This window comes from Pseudomonas karstica (genome assembly GCF_009707515.1).
GTDB lineage: Bacteria > Pseudomonadota > Gammaproteobacteria > Pseudomonadales > Pseudomonadaceae > Aquipseudomonas > Aquipseudomonas karstica.
On the sequence record NZ_WLYI01000018.1, the window covers coordinates 93659 to 114763 of the forward strand.

The 21105-nt window shown below is 59.6% G+C and carries 20 protein-coding genes; 5 read left to right on the forward strand and 15 right to left on the reverse strand.

Features of this window, described 5'->3' with window-relative positions; genetic code table 11:
* Positions 1-9: 9 nt before the first annotated feature.
* Positions 10-3075, reverse strand: a complete 3066-nt coding sequence (locus tag GIR22_RS14570; RefSeq protein WP_154744009.1) for an efflux RND transporter permease subunit — start codon at positions 3073-3075, stop codon at positions 10-12.
* 6 nt (positions 3076-3081) lie between these two features.
* Entirely contained in the window at positions 3082-4182 is a 1101-nt protein-coding gene (locus GIR22_RS14575) for an efflux RND transporter periplasmic adaptor subunit (RefSeq protein ID WP_154744010.1), read from the reverse strand.
* A gap of 92 nt (positions 4183-4274) precedes the next feature.
* Here GIR22_RS14575 and GIR22_RS14580 point away from each other — a divergent pair, with 92 nt between their 5' ends.
* Entirely contained in the window at positions 4275-4922 is a 648-nt protein-coding gene (locus GIR22_RS14580) for a TetR/AcrR family transcriptional regulator (protein ID WP_154744011.1), read from the forward strand.
* A 165-nt stretch (positions 4923-5087) separates the two neighbouring features.
* On the opposite strand, the gene GIR22_RS14585 is transcribed toward GIR22_RS14580, so the two are convergent.
* A complete protein-coding gene (locus GIR22_RS14585) occupies positions 5088-5870 on the reverse strand; it encodes a class I SAM-dependent methyltransferase (protein WP_154744012.1) in 783 nt (260 codons plus the stop codon).
* Between the two features lie 95 nt (positions 5871-5965).
* Between GIR22_RS14585 and GIR22_RS14590 the strand changes: the two genes are divergently transcribed.
* Positions 5966-6586 carry an energy transducer TonB gene (locus tag GIR22_RS14590; protein WP_154744013.1) on the forward strand — a complete coding sequence of 207 codons (621 nt, stop codon included), beginning with the start codon at positions 5966-5968 and terminating at the stop codon, positions 6584-6586.
* 3 nt (positions 6587-6589) lie between these two features.
* Here the strand turns inward: GIR22_RS14590 and GIR22_RS14595 are convergent, their stop codons facing one another.
* The 7 genes from GIR22_RS14595 to ppc all read right to left on the reverse strand — a co-directional run bounded on the left by GIR22_RS14595 (position 6590) and on the right by ppc (position 13903).
* Positions 6590-7288 (reverse strand): extensin family protein, encoded by a 699-nt coding sequence (locus tag GIR22_RS14595; RefSeq protein WP_178122257.1) that lies wholly within the window; start codon positions 7286-7288, stop codon positions 6590-6592.
* Positions 7289-7291: 3 nt separating this feature from the next.
* Positions 7292-8119: an isocitrate lyase/PEP mutase family protein gene (locus GIR22_RS14600; protein ID WP_154744014.1), complete on the reverse strand. Its 828-nt coding sequence runs from the start codon at positions 8117-8119 to the stop codon at positions 7292-7294.
* A gap of 25 nt (positions 8120-8144) precedes the next feature.
* The gene (locus tag GIR22_RS14605; RefSeq protein ID WP_154744015.1) at positions 8145-9005 is read right to left on the reverse strand and encodes a DUF72 domain-containing protein; all 861 of its coding nucleotides are present in this window, start codon (positions 9003-9005) and stop codon (positions 8145-8147) included.
* Positions 9005-9325 (reverse strand): hypothetical protein, encoded by a 321-nt coding sequence (locus GIR22_RS14610; RefSeq protein WP_154744016.1) that lies wholly within the window; start codon positions 9323-9325, stop codon positions 9005-9007. The genes GIR22_RS14605 and GIR22_RS14610 overlap by 1 nt, the downstream gene beginning before the upstream one ends.
* Positions 9326-9487: 162 nt before the next feature.
* Positions 9488-10171, reverse strand: coding sequence for a tRNA (adenosine(37)-N6)-threonylcarbamoyltransferase complex dimerization subunit type 1 TsaB (tsaB, locus tag GIR22_RS14615; RefSeq protein WP_154744017.1), 684 nt, complete (start codon positions 10169-10171; stop codon positions 9488-9490).
* A gap of 161 nt (positions 10172-10332) precedes the next feature.
* Entirely contained in the window at positions 10333-10980 is a 648-nt protein-coding gene (gene adk, locus GIR22_RS14620) for an adenylate kinase (RefSeq protein WP_154744018.1), read from the reverse strand.
* 277 nt (positions 10981-11257) lie between these two features.
* Complete coding sequence (gene ppc, locus GIR22_RS14625) at positions 11258-13903, reverse strand: phosphoenolpyruvate carboxylase (protein WP_154744019.1); 2646 nt, start codon at positions 13901-13903, stop codon at positions 11258-11260.
* 197 nt (positions 13904-14100) lie between these two features.
* On the opposite strand from ppc, the gene GIR22_RS14630 reads away from it, so the two are divergent.
* From GIR22_RS14630 to lptF, 3 genes are all read left to right on the forward strand, one after another.
* Positions 14101-14445: a pilin assembly protein gene (locus GIR22_RS14630; RefSeq protein ID WP_154744020.1), complete on the forward strand. Its 345-nt coding sequence runs from the start codon at positions 14101-14103 to the stop codon at positions 14443-14445.
* Between the two features lie 284 nt (positions 14446-14729).
* The gene (locus tag GIR22_RS14635) at positions 14730-15152 is read left to right on the forward strand and encodes a DUF4398 domain-containing protein (protein ID WP_154744021.1); all 423 of its coding nucleotides are present in this window, start codon (positions 14730-14732) and stop codon (positions 15150-15152) included.
* 56 nt (positions 15153-15208) lie between these two features.
* Positions 15209-15994 carry a lipotoxin F family OmpA-related lipoprotein LptF gene (lptF, locus tag GIR22_RS14640; RefSeq protein WP_154744022.1) on the forward strand — a complete coding sequence of 262 codons (786 nt, stop codon included), beginning with the start codon at positions 15209-15211 and terminating at the stop codon, positions 15992-15994.
* An 85-nt stretch (positions 15995-16079) separates the two neighbouring features.
* Here lptF and GIR22_RS14645 read toward each other — a convergent pair whose 3' ends face one another.
* The 5 genes from GIR22_RS14645 to lysS all read right to left on the reverse strand — a co-directional run bounded on the left by GIR22_RS14645 (position 16080) and on the right by lysS (position 21058).
* A complete protein-coding gene (locus GIR22_RS14645) occupies positions 16080-16406 on the reverse strand; it encodes a PA3694 family proteiin (protein ID WP_154744023.1) in 327 nt (108 codons plus the stop codon).
* A complete protein-coding gene (locus GIR22_RS14650; RefSeq protein ID WP_154744024.1) occupies positions 16403-17317 on the reverse strand; it encodes an alpha/beta hydrolase in 915 nt (304 codons plus the stop codon). Before GIR22_RS14650 ends, GIR22_RS14645 begins: the two co-directional genes overlap by 4 nt.
* A 76-nt stretch (positions 17318-17393) precedes the next feature.
* A complete protein-coding gene (locus tag GIR22_RS14655; RefSeq protein WP_178122258.1) occupies positions 17394-18671 on the reverse strand; it encodes a flavohemoglobin expression-modulating QEGLA motif protein in 1278 nt (425 codons plus the stop codon).
* A 79-nt stretch (positions 18672-18750) separates the two neighbouring features.
* On the reverse strand, positions 18751-19452 hold the full coding sequence (locus tag GIR22_RS14660) for a TetR/AcrR family transcriptional regulator (protein WP_154744025.1): 702 nt from the start codon (positions 19450-19452) through the stop codon (positions 18751-18753).
* Positions 19453-19555: 103 nt separating this feature from the next.
* Positions 19556-21058 (reverse strand): lysine--tRNA ligase, encoded by a 1503-nt coding sequence (lysS, locus tag GIR22_RS14665; RefSeq protein ID WP_154744026.1) that lies wholly within the window; start codon positions 21056-21058, stop codon positions 19556-19558.
* Positions 21059-21105: the final 47 nt, after the last annotated feature.

The following is a 21105-nucleotide window of genomic DNA, read 5'->3' on the forward strand; positions in this document are numbered from 1 at the left end:
CTCAAAGGCTTACACAATATCCTTCCTCACCCTGAACCACGCCGCATACAACGCTGGCAAGAACAGCAGCGTCAACGCAGTCGCCACAATCAGCCCACCCATGATCGCCACCGCCATTGGCCCGAAGAACACACTGCGAGACAGCGGGATCATCGCCAATACCGCTGCCAGAGCGGTCAGCACGATGGGGCGGAATCGGCGTACCGTCGCTTCGATAATTGCCTGCCAAGGCGCAAGCCCAGCCTTGATGTCCTGCTCGATTTGATCCACCAGAATCACTGAATTGCGCATGATCATGCCCGACAAGGCGATGGTCCCCAACATGGCGACAAAACCAAAGGGCTGGCGGAACACCAGCAGGAATAGCGTCACCCCGATCAGGCCCAACGGCGCGGTGAGAAAAACCATGACCGTCCGCGAGAAACTGCGCAACTGCAGCATCAGCAAAGTCAGCACCACCACGATAAACAGCGGCACTCCGGCCTTGACCGAGTTCTGCCCGCGGGCGGAGTCCTCTACCGTGCCACCGACTTCCAGCAGGTAACCGTCAGGCAGCTCGGCACGCACGCCTTCCAGGGTCGGCAGTATCTGCTGGATCAAGGTCGCCGGTTGTTCCTTGCCATAGATATCAGCGCGAATGGTGACAGTCGGCAGGCGGTTACGGTGCCAGATGATGCCTTCTTCAAAGCCGTATTCCAGGGTCGCGATCTGCGACAGCGCAACGCTTGCGCCGTTCTCGGTCGGAACCGCCAGGCTAGGCAGCAACGACAGCTCCGTACGCTCATGCGCGGTGCCGCGCAGGAGGATTTCGATCAACTCGTTGTCTTCGCGGTACTGGCTGACACTGGAGCCGGTGAGGGAGCTCTGGAGGAACTTCGACAAGTTGGCGGTGCTGACGCCCAAGGCACGCGCACGGTCCTGGTCGACATTGAGATAAACGATCTTGCTGGGCTCTTCCCAATCCAGGTGAACATTGGCCACATGGGTATTTTCGCGAACCTTGGCCGCCACTTTCCGCGCCAGCGCCCGGACTTCTTCAATGTGCTCGCCGGTGACCCGGAACTGCACCGGGTAGCCTACAGGTGGGCCGTTCTCAAGACGGGTGACCCGTGAGCGCAGGTCTGGAAATTGTTCGTTGAGGGTTACGATCAGCCAGGTGCGCAAGCTTTCGCGCTCCTCGATGGTCTTGGCCAGGACCACAAACTGGGCAAAGCTCGCCGCCGGCAACTGCTGGTCCAGAGGTAAGTAGAAACGCGGCGAACCACTGCCGACATAGGCCACATAATTTTCGATCCCGGCATGTTTCTGGAGCAGGCCTTCCAAGCGTTTGACCTGGTCGGCGGTGTTGCTCAAGGAGGCGCCTTCGGCCAGTTTCAGGTCGACCATCAGTTCCAGGCGCCCAGAGGCCGGAAAGAACTGCTGGGGCACAAAGCGGAACAACCCCACCGAACCGATAAACAGTAGCAAGGTCAGCACGATCACCGTCTTGCGGCGTCGCACGCACCACTCCACCAAGCGCCTTACCCTTTGATAGAAAGGGGTGCCATAGGGATCCGGGCCGTCGGCGCCATGTTTGGCCGCATGAATCTTCGCTAGGTCTGGCAGGAATTTTTCCCCCAGGTACGGCACGAACACCACGGCGGCGACCCAGGAGGCCAGCAGCGCAATGGTCACCACCTGAAAGATCGAACGGGTATATTCGCCGGTACTCGACTGCGCAGTGGCAATCGGCAGGAAGCCGGCTGCGGTAATCAAGGTACCGGTGAGCATCGGAAACGCGGTGCTGGTCCAGGCGAAGCTGGCAGCCTTGAGCCGGTCGTAACCCTGCTCCATTTTGATCGCCATCATTTCCACGGCAATGATGGCGTCATCCACCAGCAAGCCCAAGGCCAATACCAAGGCGCCGAGGGAAATCTTGTGCAGGCCGATCCCCAGGTAATACATGCTGGCGAAGGTCATCGCCAGGACCAACGGAATCGCCAGCGCGACAACCATCCCGGTGCGCACGCCCAGCGAGAAGAAACTCACCAGCAGCACGATGGCCAAGGCCTCTGCCAGGACCTGGACGAATTCTGCGACGCTGGTTTTCACCGCCGCCGGCTGGTCGGACACCTTGCGCAGCTCCATGCCGGCCGGAAGGTTCTTCTGCACACGTGCGAATTCGTTCTCAAGGGCCTTGCCCAACACCAGAATATCGCCGCCGTCGCGCATGGCCACTGCCAGGCCGATAGCATCGTCGCCCATATAACGCATGCGCGGGGCCGGTGGGTCGTTGAAACCTCGGTGAATCTCGGCCACATCGCCGATGCGGAAGGTGCGATCCCCGACACGAATCGGGAAATTGCGGATATCTTCCACGGTCTTGAAATTGCCGGATACCCGCAGTTGCACGCGCTCGCTGGGGGTTTCAAAGAAACCGGCGGTGGACACGGCGTTCTGCTCTTGCAAAGCCTGTTGCACGGCAGCCAAGGGCAAGCCGAGGGTGGCCAGCTTGAGGTTCGACAGCTCGATCCAGATCTTCTCGTCCTGCAATCCCAGCAACTCGACCTTGCCCACGTCCGCCACTCGTTGCAGCTGAATCTGGACGCGATCGGCGTAGTCCTTGAGCACGGCATAGTCGAAGCCATCACCGGTCAGGGCGTAGATATTACCGAAGGTGGTACCGAACTCATCGTTGAAGAACGGCCCCTGAATATCCGGCGGCAAGGTTTGACGAATGTCGCTGATCTTCTTGCGTACCTGATACCAGAGGTCGGGAATCTGCGCCGAATGCATGGAGTCCCGGGCCATGAAGGTGACCTGGGATTCACCGGGCCGCGAGAAGGAAACGATGCGCTCGTAGTCACCGGTCTCCATCAGTTTCTTTTCAATGCGTTCGGTGACCTGGCGCGAAACTTCCTGGGCAGTAGCGCCCGGCCAGTTGGTCTTGATGACCATGGCCTTGAAGGTGAACGGCGGATCTTCGCTTTGCCCCAGCTTGGTGTAGGACAACGTGCCGACCACCGCCAGCAGGATCATCAGAAACAGTACAATCTGGCGATTACGCAACGCCCATTCGGAAAGATTGAAACCCATCGGGGACTACTCCTTGGCCGCCAGGTTCACCACCTGATTGGAGCGATCCACCGGGCGCACTTGCTGGCCCTCATGGAGCACATGAACGCCGGCAGCAATCACCCAATCGGTGGGATTCAGGCCTTCCAGCACCGGCACGCTGTTCTCGCCAAAAGCTCCGATGCGTACAGGTACCCGCTTGAGGGTGTTGTCAGGTTGTACTCGCCAGACGTAGGGGGCACCGTTCTCTGCACTGAGGGCTGACAGCGGTACCGACAAAGGAATGATGCCGTCGGTTTGTATGAATACTCGGGCGCTCTGCCCCAACTCCGCCGGGACTTTGCCGCCGGTGAAGGCCACACGGGCTGCGAAAGTCCGGGACTTTGGATCCGCCGCGGGCGACAGTTCGCGAATGCGCCCCTCGAAACGCTGGTCCGGCTGACTCCACAACTCGACGGATACGGGCTGGCCAATCTTGAAGCGGCCAAAGTTCTGTTCCGGCAGGCTGATCAGCACTTCGCGCTCGCCATCGGTGGCCAGGGTGAACACGGTCTGGCCGGCAGACACCACCTGACCCACTTCCACAACACGCCTGGCGACCACCCCGTCCTGAGGCGCTCGCAACACGGCATAACCGGCCTGATTGTTGGCCACGCTGAACTCAGCCTTGATCTGCTTGAGGCGAGCAACACCTGCGCGGTACATATTTTCGGAATTGTCGTACTGAGAGCGGCTGACCATCTGACGGTCCATCAAGGTCTTGTAGCGATCACGCTCGACGCGCACCAGGCTCAGATTGGCCTCGGCGGCAGCGACCTGGGCCCGAGTGGCTTCCAGTTGCAGGCGCACGTCCTGGGGGTCAAGTTCTGCCAGAGGTTGATTGGCCTTGACCCGCTCGCCCTCCTCCACCAGCCGTCGGCTGACTTTGCCACCAATACGAAAGGCCAGGTCGGGCTCATAGCGGGCGCGAACCTCCCCTGGGTAGCTGTCTGAAGCCAGTGCCGAGGGCTCTGGCTTAACCACCATGGCCGGGCGGACAGTGATTTGCACGGCCTCTTCCTGGCCACACGCAGCTAACAGGAATGCCAAGCTGACAGGCAACGCGAGGGGCAGGACAAAGCTGCGCATGCTGAAGGACCTTTCGCTAATGAAGCTAGGAATAATTATACTGGCCGGTATGTTATTAATACCAAACTCACCAGTCCAGTATTAAAGTGAAAATGTCCGACAATCTCATAAACACTAATAGTCCCGGGCGCCCCAAAGACATGGCAAAACGCCATGCCGTCCTTGAGGCCGCGAAAAACCTGTTCTTGAGCAATGGCTACGCCAACACCAGCATGGATGCCGTGGCGGTGGAAGCCGGCGTATCGAAATTGACCGTCTACAGCCACTTTACCGATAAGGAAACGCTGTTCTCTGCGGCAGTGATCGCCAAGTGCGAGGAACAGTTGCCGGTGATGTATTTCGAACTGCCGGAAGGTATGCCCGTGGAAAAGGTGCTGCTGAACATTGCTCGTGGCTTTCATGTGCTGATCAACAGCGATGAGTCGGTGAATTTGCACCGTTTGATGATGACGTCCGGCAGCCAGGACCCAAAGCTGTCACAGATCTTTTTTGAGGCAGGCCCCCAGCGGATGTTGCAGGGCATGGAACGCTTGCTGGCCAAGATTGACCAACGCGGCGCCCTGAGCATCGACAAGCCGCTGACCGCCGCCGAGCATTTTTTCTGCCTGCTCAAGGGCACAGCGAATTTTCGGTTGCTGTATGGCTGTGGCGGTCAGTTGAGCCCCGAAGCAGCCGAGGAGCATGTGCAGGATGTGGTGGGGTTGTTTATGCGGGCGTATAGGGCAGAGGCAAGCGGTTAGTGGCAAGGGGTGATCGTTCCCACGCTCCGCGTGGGAACGCATCCCGTGACGCTCCGCGTCACCATTACGCAGGGTTGGAACCTTGCGTCGCCAGCTGGACGCAGAGCGTCTAAGGCGGCGTTCCCACGCAGAGCGTGGGAACGATCACCGCTTGCCGCTTGCCGCTTAATTCTTGAGCGCTTTTTTAGGATAAATGTCATACCGACTGGACTTGCCATCCAGGGCGTGGCTCGGCTTGGGTCCTTCAATGCACGGAGCCTTGCGCGGGCGCTTGACCACCACTCGGTGACTGGCCAGGGCCAATGCGGCCGAGAGCAACGCCGGTGCATCCGGATCATCCCCTACCAATGGCCGGAACAGGCGCATTTCCTTCTTCACCAGGGCGGTTTTCTCACGATGAGGAAACATCGGGTCCAGGTAGATCACCTGGGGCGGCTCACCCTCCCAGTTGCGCATGACATCAATCGAATTGCCCTTGAGCAAGGTCATGCGCGCGACAATCGGCGCCACTTCAAAATCTTCCGCGCCTCGGGCCAGGCCATCTTCCAGCAAGGCACCAATCAACGGCTGGCGCTCGATCAGGCTCATCTCACAGCCAAGGCTTGCCAACACGAACGCGTCCTTGCCCAAGCCAGCCGTGGCATCCAGAACCCGTGGACGCACGCCTTGGGCGATGCCCACGGCCTTGGCAATCATCTGTCCGCTGCCGCCACCGTATAACCGCCGGTGAGCAGCGCCACCCTCGACAAAGTCCACTCGCACCGGCCCAGGTGCATCAGGCCCCAGCTGTTGCAGTTGCAAGCCGTGTTCACCGACTTGCAGGGCAAAGTCCGCCGCATCCAATTGCAAAGGCAGCCCGAGTTGTTCAGCCCACTGCCGGGCCCGGGCTTGAAGGCCCTCGGCCAAGGCTTCGACTCGAATGCGGCTGGCCGCTGGTTGTTCGTTCATCTGTCGCTACGCTCAAAAATATTAAGGATCGGCAAAAAGCGGCCGATAAAAAAATGATCAGGCATTTTGCCAGAGCTGAGCGTCGACCGAGAGAAATGTCAGACATTCATTCCCATCCCATCGGTGTACTGCCGACCCACAACCACTATGGCCTGCGCAATACCCAAGCGCTGGCCGGCGTCAGTCATGTGTGGCAGGACTTCTTCGCCCGGGCGTTGGCTGAGCAACTCGGTGAAAATTCGGCAGCGCTCGCCAACAAAACGCCGGAACCGCTGGATGCCTCGGTAGAACCCCGGGCCGGCAGCGACCTGCTGACGCAAATCGTCACCCAGCGCCAATGTGATGTACAAGACACTGAAGTCGCCCCGCCGGAACCGCTGTTCCTGCCAATCGCCGAATTTGAACTGCAATTGCTGCCACCCGCCGCCGCCGCGTACCCGCCAGAAGAAATCGTCGCCCAGCAGCACCAACAGAGCTTCGATAGCCGTTGGGTTCGCCCGCTCGTGCTGACCGCCGGCCAACCGCAGCCAGAACCTGGCCCGGCACCACAACCACGGCCGTTGCATCTGCCGATTGCCGAGTTCGAACTGGACCTGCTGCCGCCTGCCGCCGAGCCGTTCCCGCCAGAGGAATGGGCGCAGCAGCAGAAGCAATTGGATTACGACTGCCAATGGGCACGTCCATTGATCCTCAACAATCTACGCCTGGCCGCCTGACCCTTAGCGACATACCCACCAGCGGCCCATGTCCAGGTGAAAGTGGTTGTGATGGGCGGCATTGTAATCCGGGCTCAACACGACGTTGAAATCATTGCAGGCACCGTCGCGGACCTGACGCAGGAAACGTGCACCCTCGCCGTCTCCCGGCCAATCCTTGAGCACGCTGATACTGCGCCCGTCCGCCAGGCGAAACCCGGCAATATCCAGAGCGTTGGCCGAGGCGTGCTGGCTGAGCCGCCCGCTGGAACGGTTGTAGATATTGCGACAAGCAAAGCTGCCCAGATGATCCACCCGCGTCACCGCCTGCCCAAATACGGCCTGGGCCGCCGGTTGCAGGCTATGACGCTCGAACAGGGCAAAGGCTACGGCCAGCGGGCAACTGGCGAGAAAGCTGCTGCTCAGGCCCACCTCGCCGCCTTGGACGCGCAAGGTGTTGCGCAGCGGGCACGCCGCATCGGCGGGACTGTCCGCTTGATGGCTGACCCGCAGGCCGGAGGTTTTCAGGACCTGATCGCACAACGCCGGATCGTCCTGCAAACGCCACAGTTTGAAACGACTCAAGAGGTTCGGCGGCGCACGCACGTCCAGCGGCGCCCACGGGTTCCACACATTGGGCAGCGGCACCCAGCCGCGCCACACGGCTACGACCAGCCCACTGCCTAACACCAACAGCACGCCCAGCACTTTGAAAAAGCGCACAGCTCAGCCTTTGAACAGTTGATTGGCTTGACTGAATGGCATCGAGCGCTCGGTAAAGGTGAAGGTGCCCACGTCATGAACTTCCCGTGCGGCCCTGAAAAACTCGCCATACGCCGCCAGGGCCATGGCCGAGCCAACACTGATGCGCTTGACACCCATCTCGCTCAACTGCGCCACCGTGAGTCTGAGGCCGCCGGACATCAATACATTCACAGGTTTTGGCGCCACTGCTCGTACCACCGCCAGCACTTCTTCGGCACTGCGCAAGCCCGGCGCATACAACACGTCAGCACCGGCCTCGGCGTAGGCCTGCAGTCTGCGAATGGTGTCGGGCAAATCCAGCCTGCCATGCAGGAGGTTTTCCGCACGGGCTGTCAGCATGAATGGAAATGGCAAGCTTCGAGCGGCGGCAACTGCAGCCTCGATACGTTCAACGGACAGCTCGAACGGATAGATCGGGTCGACAGCGATGCCAGTGGCATCTTCGATCGAGCCGCCAACAATGCCCGTGGCTGCAGCCTGCAGGATAGTCTCGGCACAGCCTTGGGGCGTATCGCTGAAACCGTTCTCCAGGTCGGCGGCCACCGGTAACGCGGTCGCCTGGACGATCATCCCGGCATTCCCCAGGGTGTCTTCCAGGGACAGCGCACCCTCGGCATCCGGACGCCCGAGGCTGAAGGCAAAACCCGCGCTGGTGGTGGCCAGTGCTTCGAAGCCCAGACTGGCGAGCATGATCGCAGAACCTGCATCCCATGGATTAGGCATGACGAACGCGCGGTCACGCTCATGCAAGGCCTTGAAAGATTCGGCACGAAGGTTTTGTGGGTCCATTGCTCGCTCCTTGTAGAAAGGCACCTCAGAGCAACCCCAGTTGCTCCGCAGCAGGTTCCCTGTATAGCTCAGGCAAGGCGGGCATGCCAGGCAAACGCAGCATCAGTTTTTCATGGAAACGCAGGGCCAATTGCGCCGCCAGGCGATTGTCAGAGGTGTGCAGGAACACATAGGGCGTGCGGCCTTCTTCGATCCAGACGGCGACCTTTTCGATCCACGGCACCAGGAACGGGTCGTTGGCTTCCAGCTCCGGATGGCCGATGAATCGCACCTGGGGAAACTGCGTCAATGCAGCCGGACGGGGTGGCACCCTGGGCTTTTTCGACTGGGCATGGAGCACCGCCGCCGAGGTGGAGGTGCAACTGAACAAGGCACGGGGATCCAGGCAAATGCGCTCGACCCCACGGTCGCGTAACAAACGGTTGAGCATCCGCTCGGCATCGCCCTTGGCAAAAAATTCCGGGTGCCGTACTTCTACCGCCAAGGGTCGCTCCAACCCATCAATAAACCCGGCCAGTTCCGCCAGCCGCTGTGGCGCAAAACTGGCCGGTAATTGCAGCCATAACGGTGAAACTCGCGGCCCCAAAGGGCTCATCAGCCCTAGAAAACTCTCCGCCGCCGGCAATTGCTCGCGCAAATCACCGCCATGGCTGATATCGCCGGGAAACTTGGCGGTAAAACGAAAGTGCTCCGGCATGATCTCAGCCCAGCGTTGCACGGTAGCCACCGAAGGGCGGGCATAGAACGTCGTGTTGCCTTCAACGGCGTTGAAGACCTGGGAATAGAGGGCAAGGTAATCGCTGGAGCGGGCGTTTTGCGGGTACAGGTACTCGCGCCAGGCGTTTTCACTCCAGGACGGGCAACCGAGGTAGTAAGGCAATTGCATCAGATGTGGATATCGAGACCCAGCACTTCCATATCCCATTCGACAAAGCCGGCGGTGGTCAGGTAGCTGGCCAGGGCGTTGGCAACGTTTTTACTCATGGCGCGCGGGAATACCATGTCTTGCTGACGGGCAGGAACCGCACCTATACCCGCACCACCAGCACTTTGGGAACGCGTGGAGACAGCAGAGCCTGTTGGCGCGTCGGACTGGGTTCCAATAAAGTCTGGCGAATCCTCGACGGACTCGTCTACCGTCACGCTGGCCTTGCGCGGCTTACGCTTGAGAGGATAGGGCTGGGATGAAAAACCGTCTATACGCATGCATGCGGACCTGGTAGCAATGATGGCAATTTAGCGGCCACTTCCTTGGCGCGCAAATGCTCTGGTAATCACTAGAACACATAAATGGATAAAGGTTTAAAGGCGCCGATACTTTCTGACGGTTGGCGATGATTTTACGTGCGGGAGCGGACTTGCGAGCTGTCAAAGCTGGCGTTCAGCCTTGGTCTTCGCCACTTTATCGCGCAGATACACAGGCTGTGCTTGATCAGCCGGGATGGCCTCCCCGCGCGCCCAGGCAAATCGCGCCAGGGTCAGCAAGTCTTCAGCATGAGGCAACATGCCCGCATCCTGCCCACTGAGCTGCACTCCCATTCGCTCGGCATAACCCCAACCGGTGCCAGCCCCGAACCATTCGCCGCTGGCATCAACCGGCAAGGCAGCTGCTTGCGGCGGCTGCACGGCTTCAACACCTACCAGGCGCATCTCGCCAGCGGTTTCGCGGTAGCAGCCCCAATAGACTTCATCCATGCGTGCATCGATGGCCGCAGCGACCTGACTTGCACCCTGTTCACGAAAGGCCCGTTGCGCCAACACCGCCAGGTTGGACACCGGCAATACCGGACGCTCCAGCGCAAACGCCAGCCCCTGGACCACACCAATGGCAATCCGCACGCCGGTGAAAGCACCCGGGCCTCGGCCAAAGGCGATGGCGTCCACCGCCGACAAGGTGGTACCTGCGTCTTCCAGCAATTGCTTGATCATCGGCAACAGCTTTTGCGCATGCAGGCGCGGGATCACCTCGTAGTGGCTCGTTACCTTGCCATCGTGCAGCAAGGCAACGGAGCAAGCTTCAGTCGCGGTGTCCAGGGCCAGCAAGGTGCTCATCGGGGTTTGTGTCCAAGTCGAGAAAGTGCGCCAGTATAAACAACAACGGCCCGCAAGCGGGCCGTTGTGTAGGAGCGAACTTGCTCGCGAAAAATCCAAAGATGGCGCATTCCTCCGGTTTCTCGGACCAAACTGGCTCCTGCACGATTACTGCAAAGCTATCAGCTCAACGCGTTCAGTACTTTGCCGGTAATGGCTTCAACCGAACCCACACCTTCGATGTGACTGTACTTCGGCTTGCCTTGGGCAGCCGACAGTTTCTGGTAGAAATCCACCAGCGGCTTAGTCTGGGAATGGTAGACCGACAGGCGATGACGCACGGTTTCTTCGGTGTCGTCCTTGCGCTGTACCAGTTCGTCGCCAGTAACGTCGTCCTTGCCTTCCACTTTTGGCGGGTTGTAGACGATGTGGTAGACGCGGCCCGAGGCTTCATGAACACGGCGCCCGGCAATACGCTGGACGATTTCTTCGTCTTCGACGGCGATTTCAACCACGTGATCCAACTCGACACCGGCCTTCACCAAAGCTTCAGCCTGAGGAATGGTGCGTGGAAAACCGTCGAACAGGAAACCGTTCTTGCAGTCGTCCTGGCTGATGCGTTCCTTGACCAAATTGATGATCAGGTCATCGGAGACCAGGCCACCGCTGTCCATCACGCTCTTGGCGATCAGGCCCAGCTCGGTGCCAGCCTTGACGGCCGCACGCAGCATGTCGCCGGTGGAGATTTGTGGAATGCCGAACTTTTCAGTGATGAACTTTGCCTGAGTACCTTTACCGGCCCCGGGAGCTCCCAGCAGAATGACGCGCATCGATGTGCTCCTCAATTTTTTATAGAGATGACGCTCGGATTCGCCGCATGGGGCCAATCTCGTAAATATGGGTCCAGGCCGCCCAAACGGCCAAAGGCTGACCAAGATACACAGCAGGCCCTAACCACACAAGCCGCCAAAAGTAGGAGTAACCCACGCCACGCAGGCGTTATAACTCGGGTATTGCCAAGCGCAACCCGGCGACAAAACCCCGCGCCGCCTCTTTGGAGACGACGCCGGGCTTTGTCTGCAAGCCCTTGAGAACACGTCAGAAATATCAGCCCGTGTTGCGCAAGCCAGCGGCAATACCGGCCACCGACACCAGCAACGCCTGTTCCAGAGGGCTGCCTTGGGCCGCGTCCTGTTGTCGGGAGCGGGCCAACAGCTCTGCCTGTAGAAGGTGCAACGGGTCGAGGTAAGTGTTGCGCAGGCGGATGAACTCCAGGGTGTCCGGACTATGGGCCAGCAATTGCGATTGGCCGGTCAGGCCGAGCACCACGCTGCACGCCTGCGACAATAGGTCGCGTAAATGCACCCCCAATGGCAGCAAGTCAGGTTGCACCAGACGCTCGTCATACAAGCGGGCGATATCAGCGTCGGCCTTGGCCAGGACCATTTCCAGCATATCGATGCGGGTGCGGAAGAATGGCCATTGCTCGCGCATCTGCCCCAGCAATTGACCCTCACCACGCTCCAGGGCCTTGCTCAGGGCCGCTTCCCAGCCAAGCCAGGCCGGCAGCATCAGGCGGGTCTGGGTCCAGCCGAAAATCCAGGGGATCGCCCGCAGGCTCTCGATGCCGCCAGCACGGCGCTTGGCTGGCCGGCTACCCAAGGGCAAGCGGCCCAGTTCCTGTTCCGGGGTGGACTGGCGGAAGTACTCGACGAACTGCGGGTTTTCCCGAACCACCGCGCGATAGGCGCTGACGCCGTCAGCCGCCAACTCATCCATCAAGTTGCGCCATGCGGGTTCAGGTGGCGGCGGTGGCAACAAGGTCGCCTCCAGCACAGCCGCCAGGTACAGGTTGAGGTTCTGCTCGGCGATGTCCGGCAGGCCGAACTTAAAGCGGATCATCTCCCCTTGCTCGGTGGTGCGAAAACGCCCGGCCACCGAACCTGGCGGCTGTGACAGAATCGCCGCGTGGGCCGGGCCGCCACCACGGCCAACGGTGCCGCCGCGACCGTGGAACAACAACAGTTCCACCTGCTGTTCACGGCAGATGTCCACCAGACGCTCCTGGGCCCGGTATTGCGCCCAAGCGGCGGCGGTGGTGCCCGCATCCTTGGCCGAATCAGAGTAACCGATCATCACTTCCTGCGGCCCCTGCAACCGCGAGCGATAGCCCGGCAGCAGCAACAGGCGCTCGATCACCGGGCCGGCGTTGTCCAGGTCGGCCAGGGTTTCGAACAATGGCACCACGCGCATCGGCCGCTGCACACCTGACTCCTTGAGCAACAATTGCACCGCCAGCACATCGGACGCGGCACCCGCCATGGAAATGACGTAGGACCCCAGGGATGCTGCCGGTGCGTCGGCGATCTCCTTGCAGGTATTGAGTACTTCGGCGGTGTCGGCGGACGGTTTGAAATAGCTCGGCAACAAAGGCCGACGGTTGGCCAGTTCGCGCATCAGGAAACTGATACGTGCGTCCTCGTCCCAGTCCTCGTAACGCCCCAGGCCCAGGTAATCGGTAATTTCGGTCATGGCCGCACTATGGCGGCTGGAATCCTGGCGTACATCCAGACGCACCAGGAACAGACCAAAGGTGACCGCCCGGCGCAGGCAATCGAGCAGTGGCCCGTCGGCAATCACCCCCATGCCACAAGCGTGCAGCGACTGAAAACACAGCTCCAGCGGCTCCAGCAGGTCGCGGTTGTTTTGCAACACCTCGGCAGGCGCCGGGATGCTGGCGGTCAACGAAGTGTGAGCCCATTGGCGAGTGGCGCGCAGGCGTTCGCGCAGTTGTTTGAGCAGCGCCCGGTAAGGTTCAACACTGTCGCCAACCTTGGCCTGGAGCTCAGGGCTGGCCTGTTGCATCGACAGTTCCGACGCCAACTGGTCGATATCGCGCAGATACAGGTCGGCGGCCATCCAGCGGGCCAGCAGCAACACTTCGCGGGTGACAGGCGCGGTGACATTGGGATTGCCATCGCGGTCGCCGCCCATCCATGAGGCGAAGCGAATCGGGGCCGCTTCCAGGGGCAAACGCAGGCCAGTGGCAGCGTGCAAGGCCAGATCAGCCTTGCGCAGGTAATTGGGAATAGCCTGCCACAGGGAGTGCTCGATCACCGCAAAGCCCCATTTGGCTTCGTCTACGGGGGTCGGCCGGGTACGGCGGATTTCTTCGGTGTGCCAGGCTTCGGCAATCAAGCGTTGCAGGCGTTGGCGGATCTGTTCGCGCTCGGCGCGGGTGAGGTCACGGTGATCCTGCAGGGCCAGTTGCGCGGCGATGGCATCGTATTTCTGGATCAGGGTACGGCGCGCCACTTCAGTGGGATGGGCGGTGAGGACCAGTTCGATGTCCAGGCGGCCCAACTGACGAGCCAGGGATTCGCTGCTGTGACCTTCGCTCTGCAAACGTGCCAGCAGTTCGGGCAATACCCTCGACTCAAAGGGTGCCGGCGTCGACTCGTCACGGCGATGGATCAACTGGTACTGCTCGGCGATGTTGGCCAGGTTGAGAAACTGATTGAAGGCGCGTGCCACCGGTAGCAGCTCATCTTCCTTGAGCTGATTGAGGCTGGCGCTCAGTTCTTCGCCGGCGGCCTGTTCCGATGCCGCTCCCCGGCGATCAGCCTTGGCGCCCTTGCGAATCTGCTCGATCTTGTCGAGAAATTTATCGCCGTACTGTTCTCGAATCGTATTGCCCAGCAACTCACCCAGCAGGTGAACATCTTCACGCAAACGTGCATCGATATCGCTCATCAGCCAATCTCCAGCCAGAAATCCGGGATGCTTTGACGCTCAAGAGTGCCGCTCGCGCCGACTTCTTACAAGGATCAGGACAATTGGCTTTAAACCTTGTGGCTTGCAGCTAGTCTCAACTGTAGCCGCCGCCAAAGCACGAGGCTGCGCTGCGGCCCGCGGGATCGCCCGTTCACGTAAGTTTTATCGAGGTTGCCATGAAAATTCGAGAATTGACCCTGCATTGGGAAGAAAACACCAAGGGCCGCTTGACCAAAACCCAATATGCCATCCATTTGGATGTGGAGTCCGCCGCCCGGCTCGCGGCTATTTGCGAAATGTACCCAAGGCGCAACCCCGAAGAGCTGCTAGGCGAACTGATTGGCGCTGCCCTCGAGGAACTGGAAACCAGCTTTCCGTATGTTAAAGGCCAGCATGTGATTGCCACGGATGAAGAAGGCGATCCTTTGTACGAAGACGTCGGCCCTACACCACGTTTCCTTGCACTGTCTCGTCGTTATCTGCACGACCTGTCAGATGAGCCGGGCAATCAGAAACACTGATAAACCTGCGCCGCCCAACTTCACCCTTCTGCATTCCTGACCTTTCACAGGCCCGGAATACCTCTGGCCCAGGCAAAAGTTCCGACCTCCAGACGCTGACCGTTCAGTCAGCATTTTTTTAGGCAAATCGCCATCTTTCGCTGAACTATTCAAAAATGCCTCAGGTCACAGCCAATAAGCCATCACTTGGAACAGCCGTTTGAAAGGCGTCCCGGGCTTTACCGCCAGAGCCTGTACACACTGCGTACCTGCGATGGATTTTGATGTTTTTCAGGAGTTACCCAATGGAGTTGAAGATCATGAAGACCAGCACAGCCAAATCCTCGTTTAACCCTCTGCGCGGGCTCAAATTGGCCGCACTGGCAGTCGGTACCAGTTTCGTATTGGCCGGTTGCGCCGGCAACCCACCGACTGAACAGTACGCCGTGACCCAGTCGGCAGTGAATAGCGCCGTCAGCGCTGGCGGAACCGAGTTCGCGGCCGTGGAAATGAAGTCGGCCCAGGACAAACTCAAGCAAGCCGAAATTGCCATGCACGACAAAAAGTATGACGAGGCCCGCCGCCTGGCCGAACAAGCGGAGTGGGATGCTCGCGTCGCCGAGCGTAAAGCTCAAGCCGCCAAAGCCGAACACGCAGTGAAGGATTCCCAGAAAGCTGTTCAGGAGCTGCGTCACGAAGGTATGCGTCCGGCTGCTATCCAGCAGTAAGTCATTGACCTCTGATTGCATTGCACCCGAAATCGAATTGAAAGGACGACACTACTATGCGTAAACAATTGATGATCCCTGCCCTGCTGGCCATGAGCGTTGCCTTGGCCGCTTGCTCCACCCCGCCGAACGCAAACCTGGAAAGCGCACGGACCAATTTTTCGGCCTTGCAAGCCAACCCTCAATCCACAAAGATCGCGGCCCTGGAAACCAAGGACGCCAGCGAGTGGCTGGACAAGGCTGACAAAGCCTACCGCGACAACGAAGACGAGAAAAAAGTCGATCAGTTGGCCTACCTGACCAACCAGCGTGTTGAAGTTGCCAAGGACACCATCGCCCTGCGCGAGTCCGAATCCAAGCTGAAAAACGCCGGCGATGAACGTGCTCGTGCCCTGCTGGAAGCCCGTGACGCGCAGATCAAGCAATTGCAAAGCAGCTTGAATGCCAAGCAGACCGATCGCGGCACCCTGGTGACGTTTGGTGATGTGCTGTTCGCGACCAACAAGTCCGACCTGAAATCCAGCGGTTTGGTGAACATCAACAAACTGGCGCAGTTCCTACAGGAAAACCAGGATCGCCAGGTGATCGTCGAGGGTTACACCGACAGCACCGGTAGCGACTCCTACAATCAGAGCTTGTCCGAGCGCCGCGCCGCTTCGGTTCAGGTTGCGCTGATCAAGATGGGCGTCAATCCAAACCGCATCGTGACTGCAGGCTATGGCAAGTCCTACCCTGTTGCCGACAACGCCAGCGTATCAGGCCGCGCCATGAACCGCCGCGTGGAAGTGACCATCTCCAACGACAACCAGCCAGTCAAACCACGTTCTTCAGTGGCAAACTGATTGATTGATGCGTCATAAAGAACCCCGCCGATTGGCGGGGTTCTTTGGTTCTGGCACTACCTCGGTGCGGATCAACAGAGGGCGACTACTCCTCCAGTTGTGGCGTCTCCTGGCCCATGCAGCGCACAGCCTGTTTCTTGCTATTGACCAACACGCCGGTCAGGCCTTTCTGCTCAGTATCAAACAGCACCAGCACGCCATCGACGCATTGCGCCACCTGGGCTGCCGGCGTCAGGGAAACTTTGTAGTCTTCGCCCGGTACGGTCTTGAGCATGGTGAAGTCACTGAGCAACAACCCATCCTCAGGCTTGGCGAAGTGCAGGTAGCCGTAGTACCACAGGCAGCCCACGGTGCCGATGATGGTGCCAATACCGGTGAGAATCAGGGGAATGGCGTTGCGTTCTTCACTCATTGTGGGCTCTCTGATGATTCAATAGTGGCGTTCGGGGCAAGCGGATAATTGGGAATTTCGCCCAGGCGGCGCAGGCCGTTGAAGTGCTGCGGGTCGTCGAGATAACGCAGCATCACGGTTTGCCAGGTCTTGTCGGCAAATGTCTGCACATGCCCACCTCGGGTCAACTGCAGCACCCTGGGCGGCGGCGCAGCTTGATACAGGCGAATGCCGTTGGAAAGCGGCACGACCGGATCATCCAGGCTGTGGAACAGCAATTTTGGCACGCCTGTCAGCCGGGGCATGGCATAGATCGCACTGTCGGCGTCCGGCACCAGCCAGGACAACGGCACCTGGAGTGGCCAGGTTAACCAGGAAGTGCTCAAGGCGAATTGCCCTACGTCACGATAACTGGCCGGCACGCCATCCAGGACCAGGGCCTTGAGCTGACGTTGACGCTCGGGGTGCTCCACCAGGTAATGCACCGCCAGGGCGCCACCCAGGCTTTGGCCAAGAATGACCAGCGGCTGACCCTGGGTTTCAGGAGCATTGTCGATCCAGTTGAACGCGGCATCGAGGTCCTGATAGATCGCGGGCAATGTGGGTTTGCCTGCGGAAAGTCCATAGCCGCGATAGTCCAGCAATAGCACTTGATAACCCTGCTCCGGCAACCACCAACTGCCGCCCAGGTGCCAGGCCAGGTTGCCGCCGTTGCCGTGCAGGTGCAACACCGTACCCTTGAGCGGCACACCGGCCTTGGCGGGTAGCCACCAGGCGTGCAGCTTGAGGCCGTCGGCGGTGACCAGGGTCACGTCGCGGTAGTGCAGATGGGCTTTTTCCGGGGTGAAGGGCAGCCCGGGCTCGGGATAGAACAACAACGAACTGCAACCATTAAGCATCAGTAGCAGGCAAAGAATGCCGAGGTTTCTCATCCGTTGAAGCCTCACTCTGTAGCTCAAAATCATCACCCCATGAGCATTCCCACGCTCTGCGTGGGAATGCTCAGCGTCAAAGGATATTAGAGTAATCCGCTTCGATCCGGTCCAGGCTCAGGTGGTTAAGGAAGTTGGAGAAACACATCCAGGCCGCCAATGCATTCATGTCGCGAAACTGCTCGGGCAGGTACTTGGGCGGCACCACCAACCCTTCATCCACCAACTGGCGCAAGGTGCGCATGTCCTCCAGGGTGGTCTTGCCACAGAACAGCAGCGGCACCTGCTCCAGCTTGCCTTTGCGCACCGCCAGCTGGATGTAGTTGTAGACCATGATAAAGCCCTTGAGGTAGGACAGGTCCTTGGTGAACGGCAGGCCATCGGGCACGGAACCCCGGAACACCCGGCTGGCATTGCCGTAGCTTTCGGCCATTTCAAAACCCTGCTCACGGAAGAACTCATAGATCTGCAGGAAGTCGGCCCCCTCCTCCACCATATGAATGGCGCGGGTGCGGTTGGTCAACTTGCGCAGACGGCTCGGGTAGGAGGCGAAGGTAATGATCTCCATCAGGATCGCCAGGCCTTCCTGGGTGACGGTAGACGACGGCGGGCCTTTTGAAAGGAAGGTGCAGATCGGCTGATTCTGGCCATTGAGGGTTGTGCCCACATGCACCAGGCCCTCATGGACTTCCAGCGCTCGCACGTCGCGATTGTTGAACATCGCATCGGCGCGAATCTTGATGTAGTCGGCTCCTGCCGCCGCATCGGCGACAATACCGTCGGACTCAAATACCCGGATGGTCTCCTCGGCCTCGCCAAACACTTTGTTCAGACGACTTTGCAGCAGGCTGACGGCGTCCTTGGCGGTCAAGGTCTTGGCTTCGTCCTTGAGATCGCCACGGCCGTCGATGTTGTTCAGGTAATCGGAGAGCATCAGGCCCAAGTCGGCCAGGGTGGGATCACCGGCGTGGAACGCATCGGAGGCGGCGCCATACAGTTCCTGGGAGATCAGGCCGAAATCAGCGGTGCCGCGGGCCTCGAGCATGCGCACTACCATGCGGTATTCCTTGCACATGCGCCGCATGATCTGCCCCACCGGGTTGAACTGGCCGAGGGTACGGGTGATGTCGCGCTCGATGTTCTGGAACTCCAGCTTCACCGCACCAGGATCGAACGACAGCGGACGGTTCAGGTAATAGTCGCGGCCCACCGCTGGCATTTCCTTGCCCTTGGCCTTGAGAAAACCCATACGGATATTCTCGTCCCACTTCACCGCATCAAGAACACGAATCGGTGTTTGCGCCAGCACAATGCGATCAGACAAGGTGCGTATCGTCTGCTGGTAATCGTCCACCCGGTGTTCCCTCTTTAAGCGTTATGTGCCCGCGTGCCGCTCGAGCATGGGCTCAACGGTAGTACCTTTTGCCCAATCGTTACACCGAAGCCAGTACCAGGTGCATGTAACGCTTGAGGATTTCCAGCATTTCCTCTGCGGTCAAAGGCTCTACGCCGCCAAGCAGCCCCTGATATTCCATCCGGCCGATAATCGCCGTCAACACTTTGGCATCCTGTTGCGGCTCCCGGGAACCCAGCACCTGGAAAAACTGGCAAGTGCCCTGCAACAGGATTTGCTGGTGGGAATGCACCAGGTCAGCCAAGCGTGGGTTCAACAACGCTTCCTGGCGAAAAGCCTGCTCGGCCATCAGGTACTCACGGCGGTTGAGCAATTGCCGCTGGACGTAATCGGCGGTCATCTGCGCAATCTCATCGGCTAGCGGAGAGCGGGACTGCGCACTGCCACCGCCGTAGGCCACCATTTCGCGCAATAAGCCTTCATTGCACACCCACAGCTTGCCCATGAACGCCGCACTGCGCTCCACGTATTGGGCGAACGTGTCGGTGAGCAGGTCATCGATATCCTTGAAATAGTAGGTAGTGGCCGACAACGGCACTCCCGCTTCTGCCGCCACCGCCCGGTGCCGAACGGCGCGCACGCCATCACGCACGACGATACGCATGGCGGCATCGAGAATATCTTGCCGGCGCTGCTCACTGCCCTGTCGACTGGCCTTGCGGCCCTGATACTGAACGCTTTCGGCCACCGAGGCGGCAATTGAGGATGGCGAGAGTTGCAAGCTTCAAGCTCCAAGCTATGAGCGGATACGGGATAGCTTACAGCTTGGAGCTGCTGCCTCCCACCGGTCAAAAAAAAGCCGCCTTATATAAAGGCGGCTGCTTTTATGCTTGTGGCCGCATGTGCGGGAACAAGATCACGTCGCGGATCGACGGTGAGTTGGTCAACAGCATCACCAGGCGGTCGATACCGATACCCTCACCGGCCGTAGGTGGCATGCCGTATTCCAGGGCGCGGACGAAGTCGGCGTCGTAGTGCATGGCTTCGTCGTCGCCAGCGTCCTTGTCGGCCACCTGGGCCATGAAGCGTTCGGCCTGGTCCTGCGCATCGTTGAGCTCGGAGTAGGCGTTGGCAATCTCACGGCCGCCAATGAACAACTCGAAACGGTCGGTAACGTTCGGGTTGTCATCGTTGCGACGGGCCAGCGGCGACACTTCAAAGGGGTACTGGGTAATGAAATGCGGCTGCTCCAGCTTGTGCTCCACCAGCTCTTCGAAAATCATCACCTGCAACTTGCCCAGGCCTTCGAAGCCCAGCACCTTGGCCCCGGCTTTCTTGGCGATGGCGCGGGCCTTGTCGATGTCGTTCAGGTCATCGGCAGTCAGTTCAGGGTTGTACTTGAGGATCGAATCGAACACCGACAGGCGCACGAACGGCTCACCGAAGTGGAACACCTTGTCGCCGTATGGCACCTCGGTAGTCCCCAGAACCAACTCGGCCAACTCGCGGAACAGCTCCTCGGTCAGGTCCATGTTGTCTTCGTAATCGGCGTAAGCCTGATAGAACTCCAACATGGTGAATTCAGGGTTGTGACGCGTCGAAACCCCTTCGTTACGGAAGTTGCGGTTGATCTCGAACACTTTCTCGAAGCCGCCAACCACCAGGCGCTTGAGGTACAGCTCAGGCGCGATACGCAGGAACATTTCCATGTCCAGCGCATTGTGGTGAGTCTCGAAAGGCTTGGCTGCAGCCCCCCCGGGAATGGTTTGCAGCATCGGCGTTTCCACTTCCAGGAAGTCACGCTTCATCAGGAAGGCGCGGGTGTGGGCAATCACTTGCGAACGCACGCGGAAGGTGTGGCGCACGTCTTCGTTGACGATCAGGTCAACGTAACGCTGGCGGTAACGCTGCTCGGTGTCGGACAGGCCGTGATGCTTGTCCGGCAGCGGGCGCAGGGATTTGGTCAGCAGGCGCACACTGGTCATTTCAACGTACAGGTCGCCCTTGCCGGAACGGGCCAGGGTGCCTTCGGCAGCAATAATGTCGCCCAGGTCCCAGGTTTTCACCGCGGCCAGGGTTTCTTCAGGCAAGGTCTTGCGATTGACGTAGACCTGGATGCGCCCGGACATGTCCTGGATCACCATGAACGAGCCACGGTTGAGCATGATGCGACCTGCCACCTTGACCGGGATCGCAGCCTCTGCCAGCTCTTCCTTGGTCTTGTCGGCGTACTGTTTCTGCAAGTCTTCGCAGTAGGCGTCGCGACGGAAGTCATTGGGGAAGGCATTGCCCTTGGCGCGCTCGGCCGCAAGCTTTTCCTTGCGCAGGGCGATCAGGGTGTTTTCTTCCTGTTGCAGGGCTTGCGGATCGAGTTGTTGGTCGCTCATGTCTTCAAATATTCCATCAGGTTCGTTGCCCCCGGCCTACGGCCGGG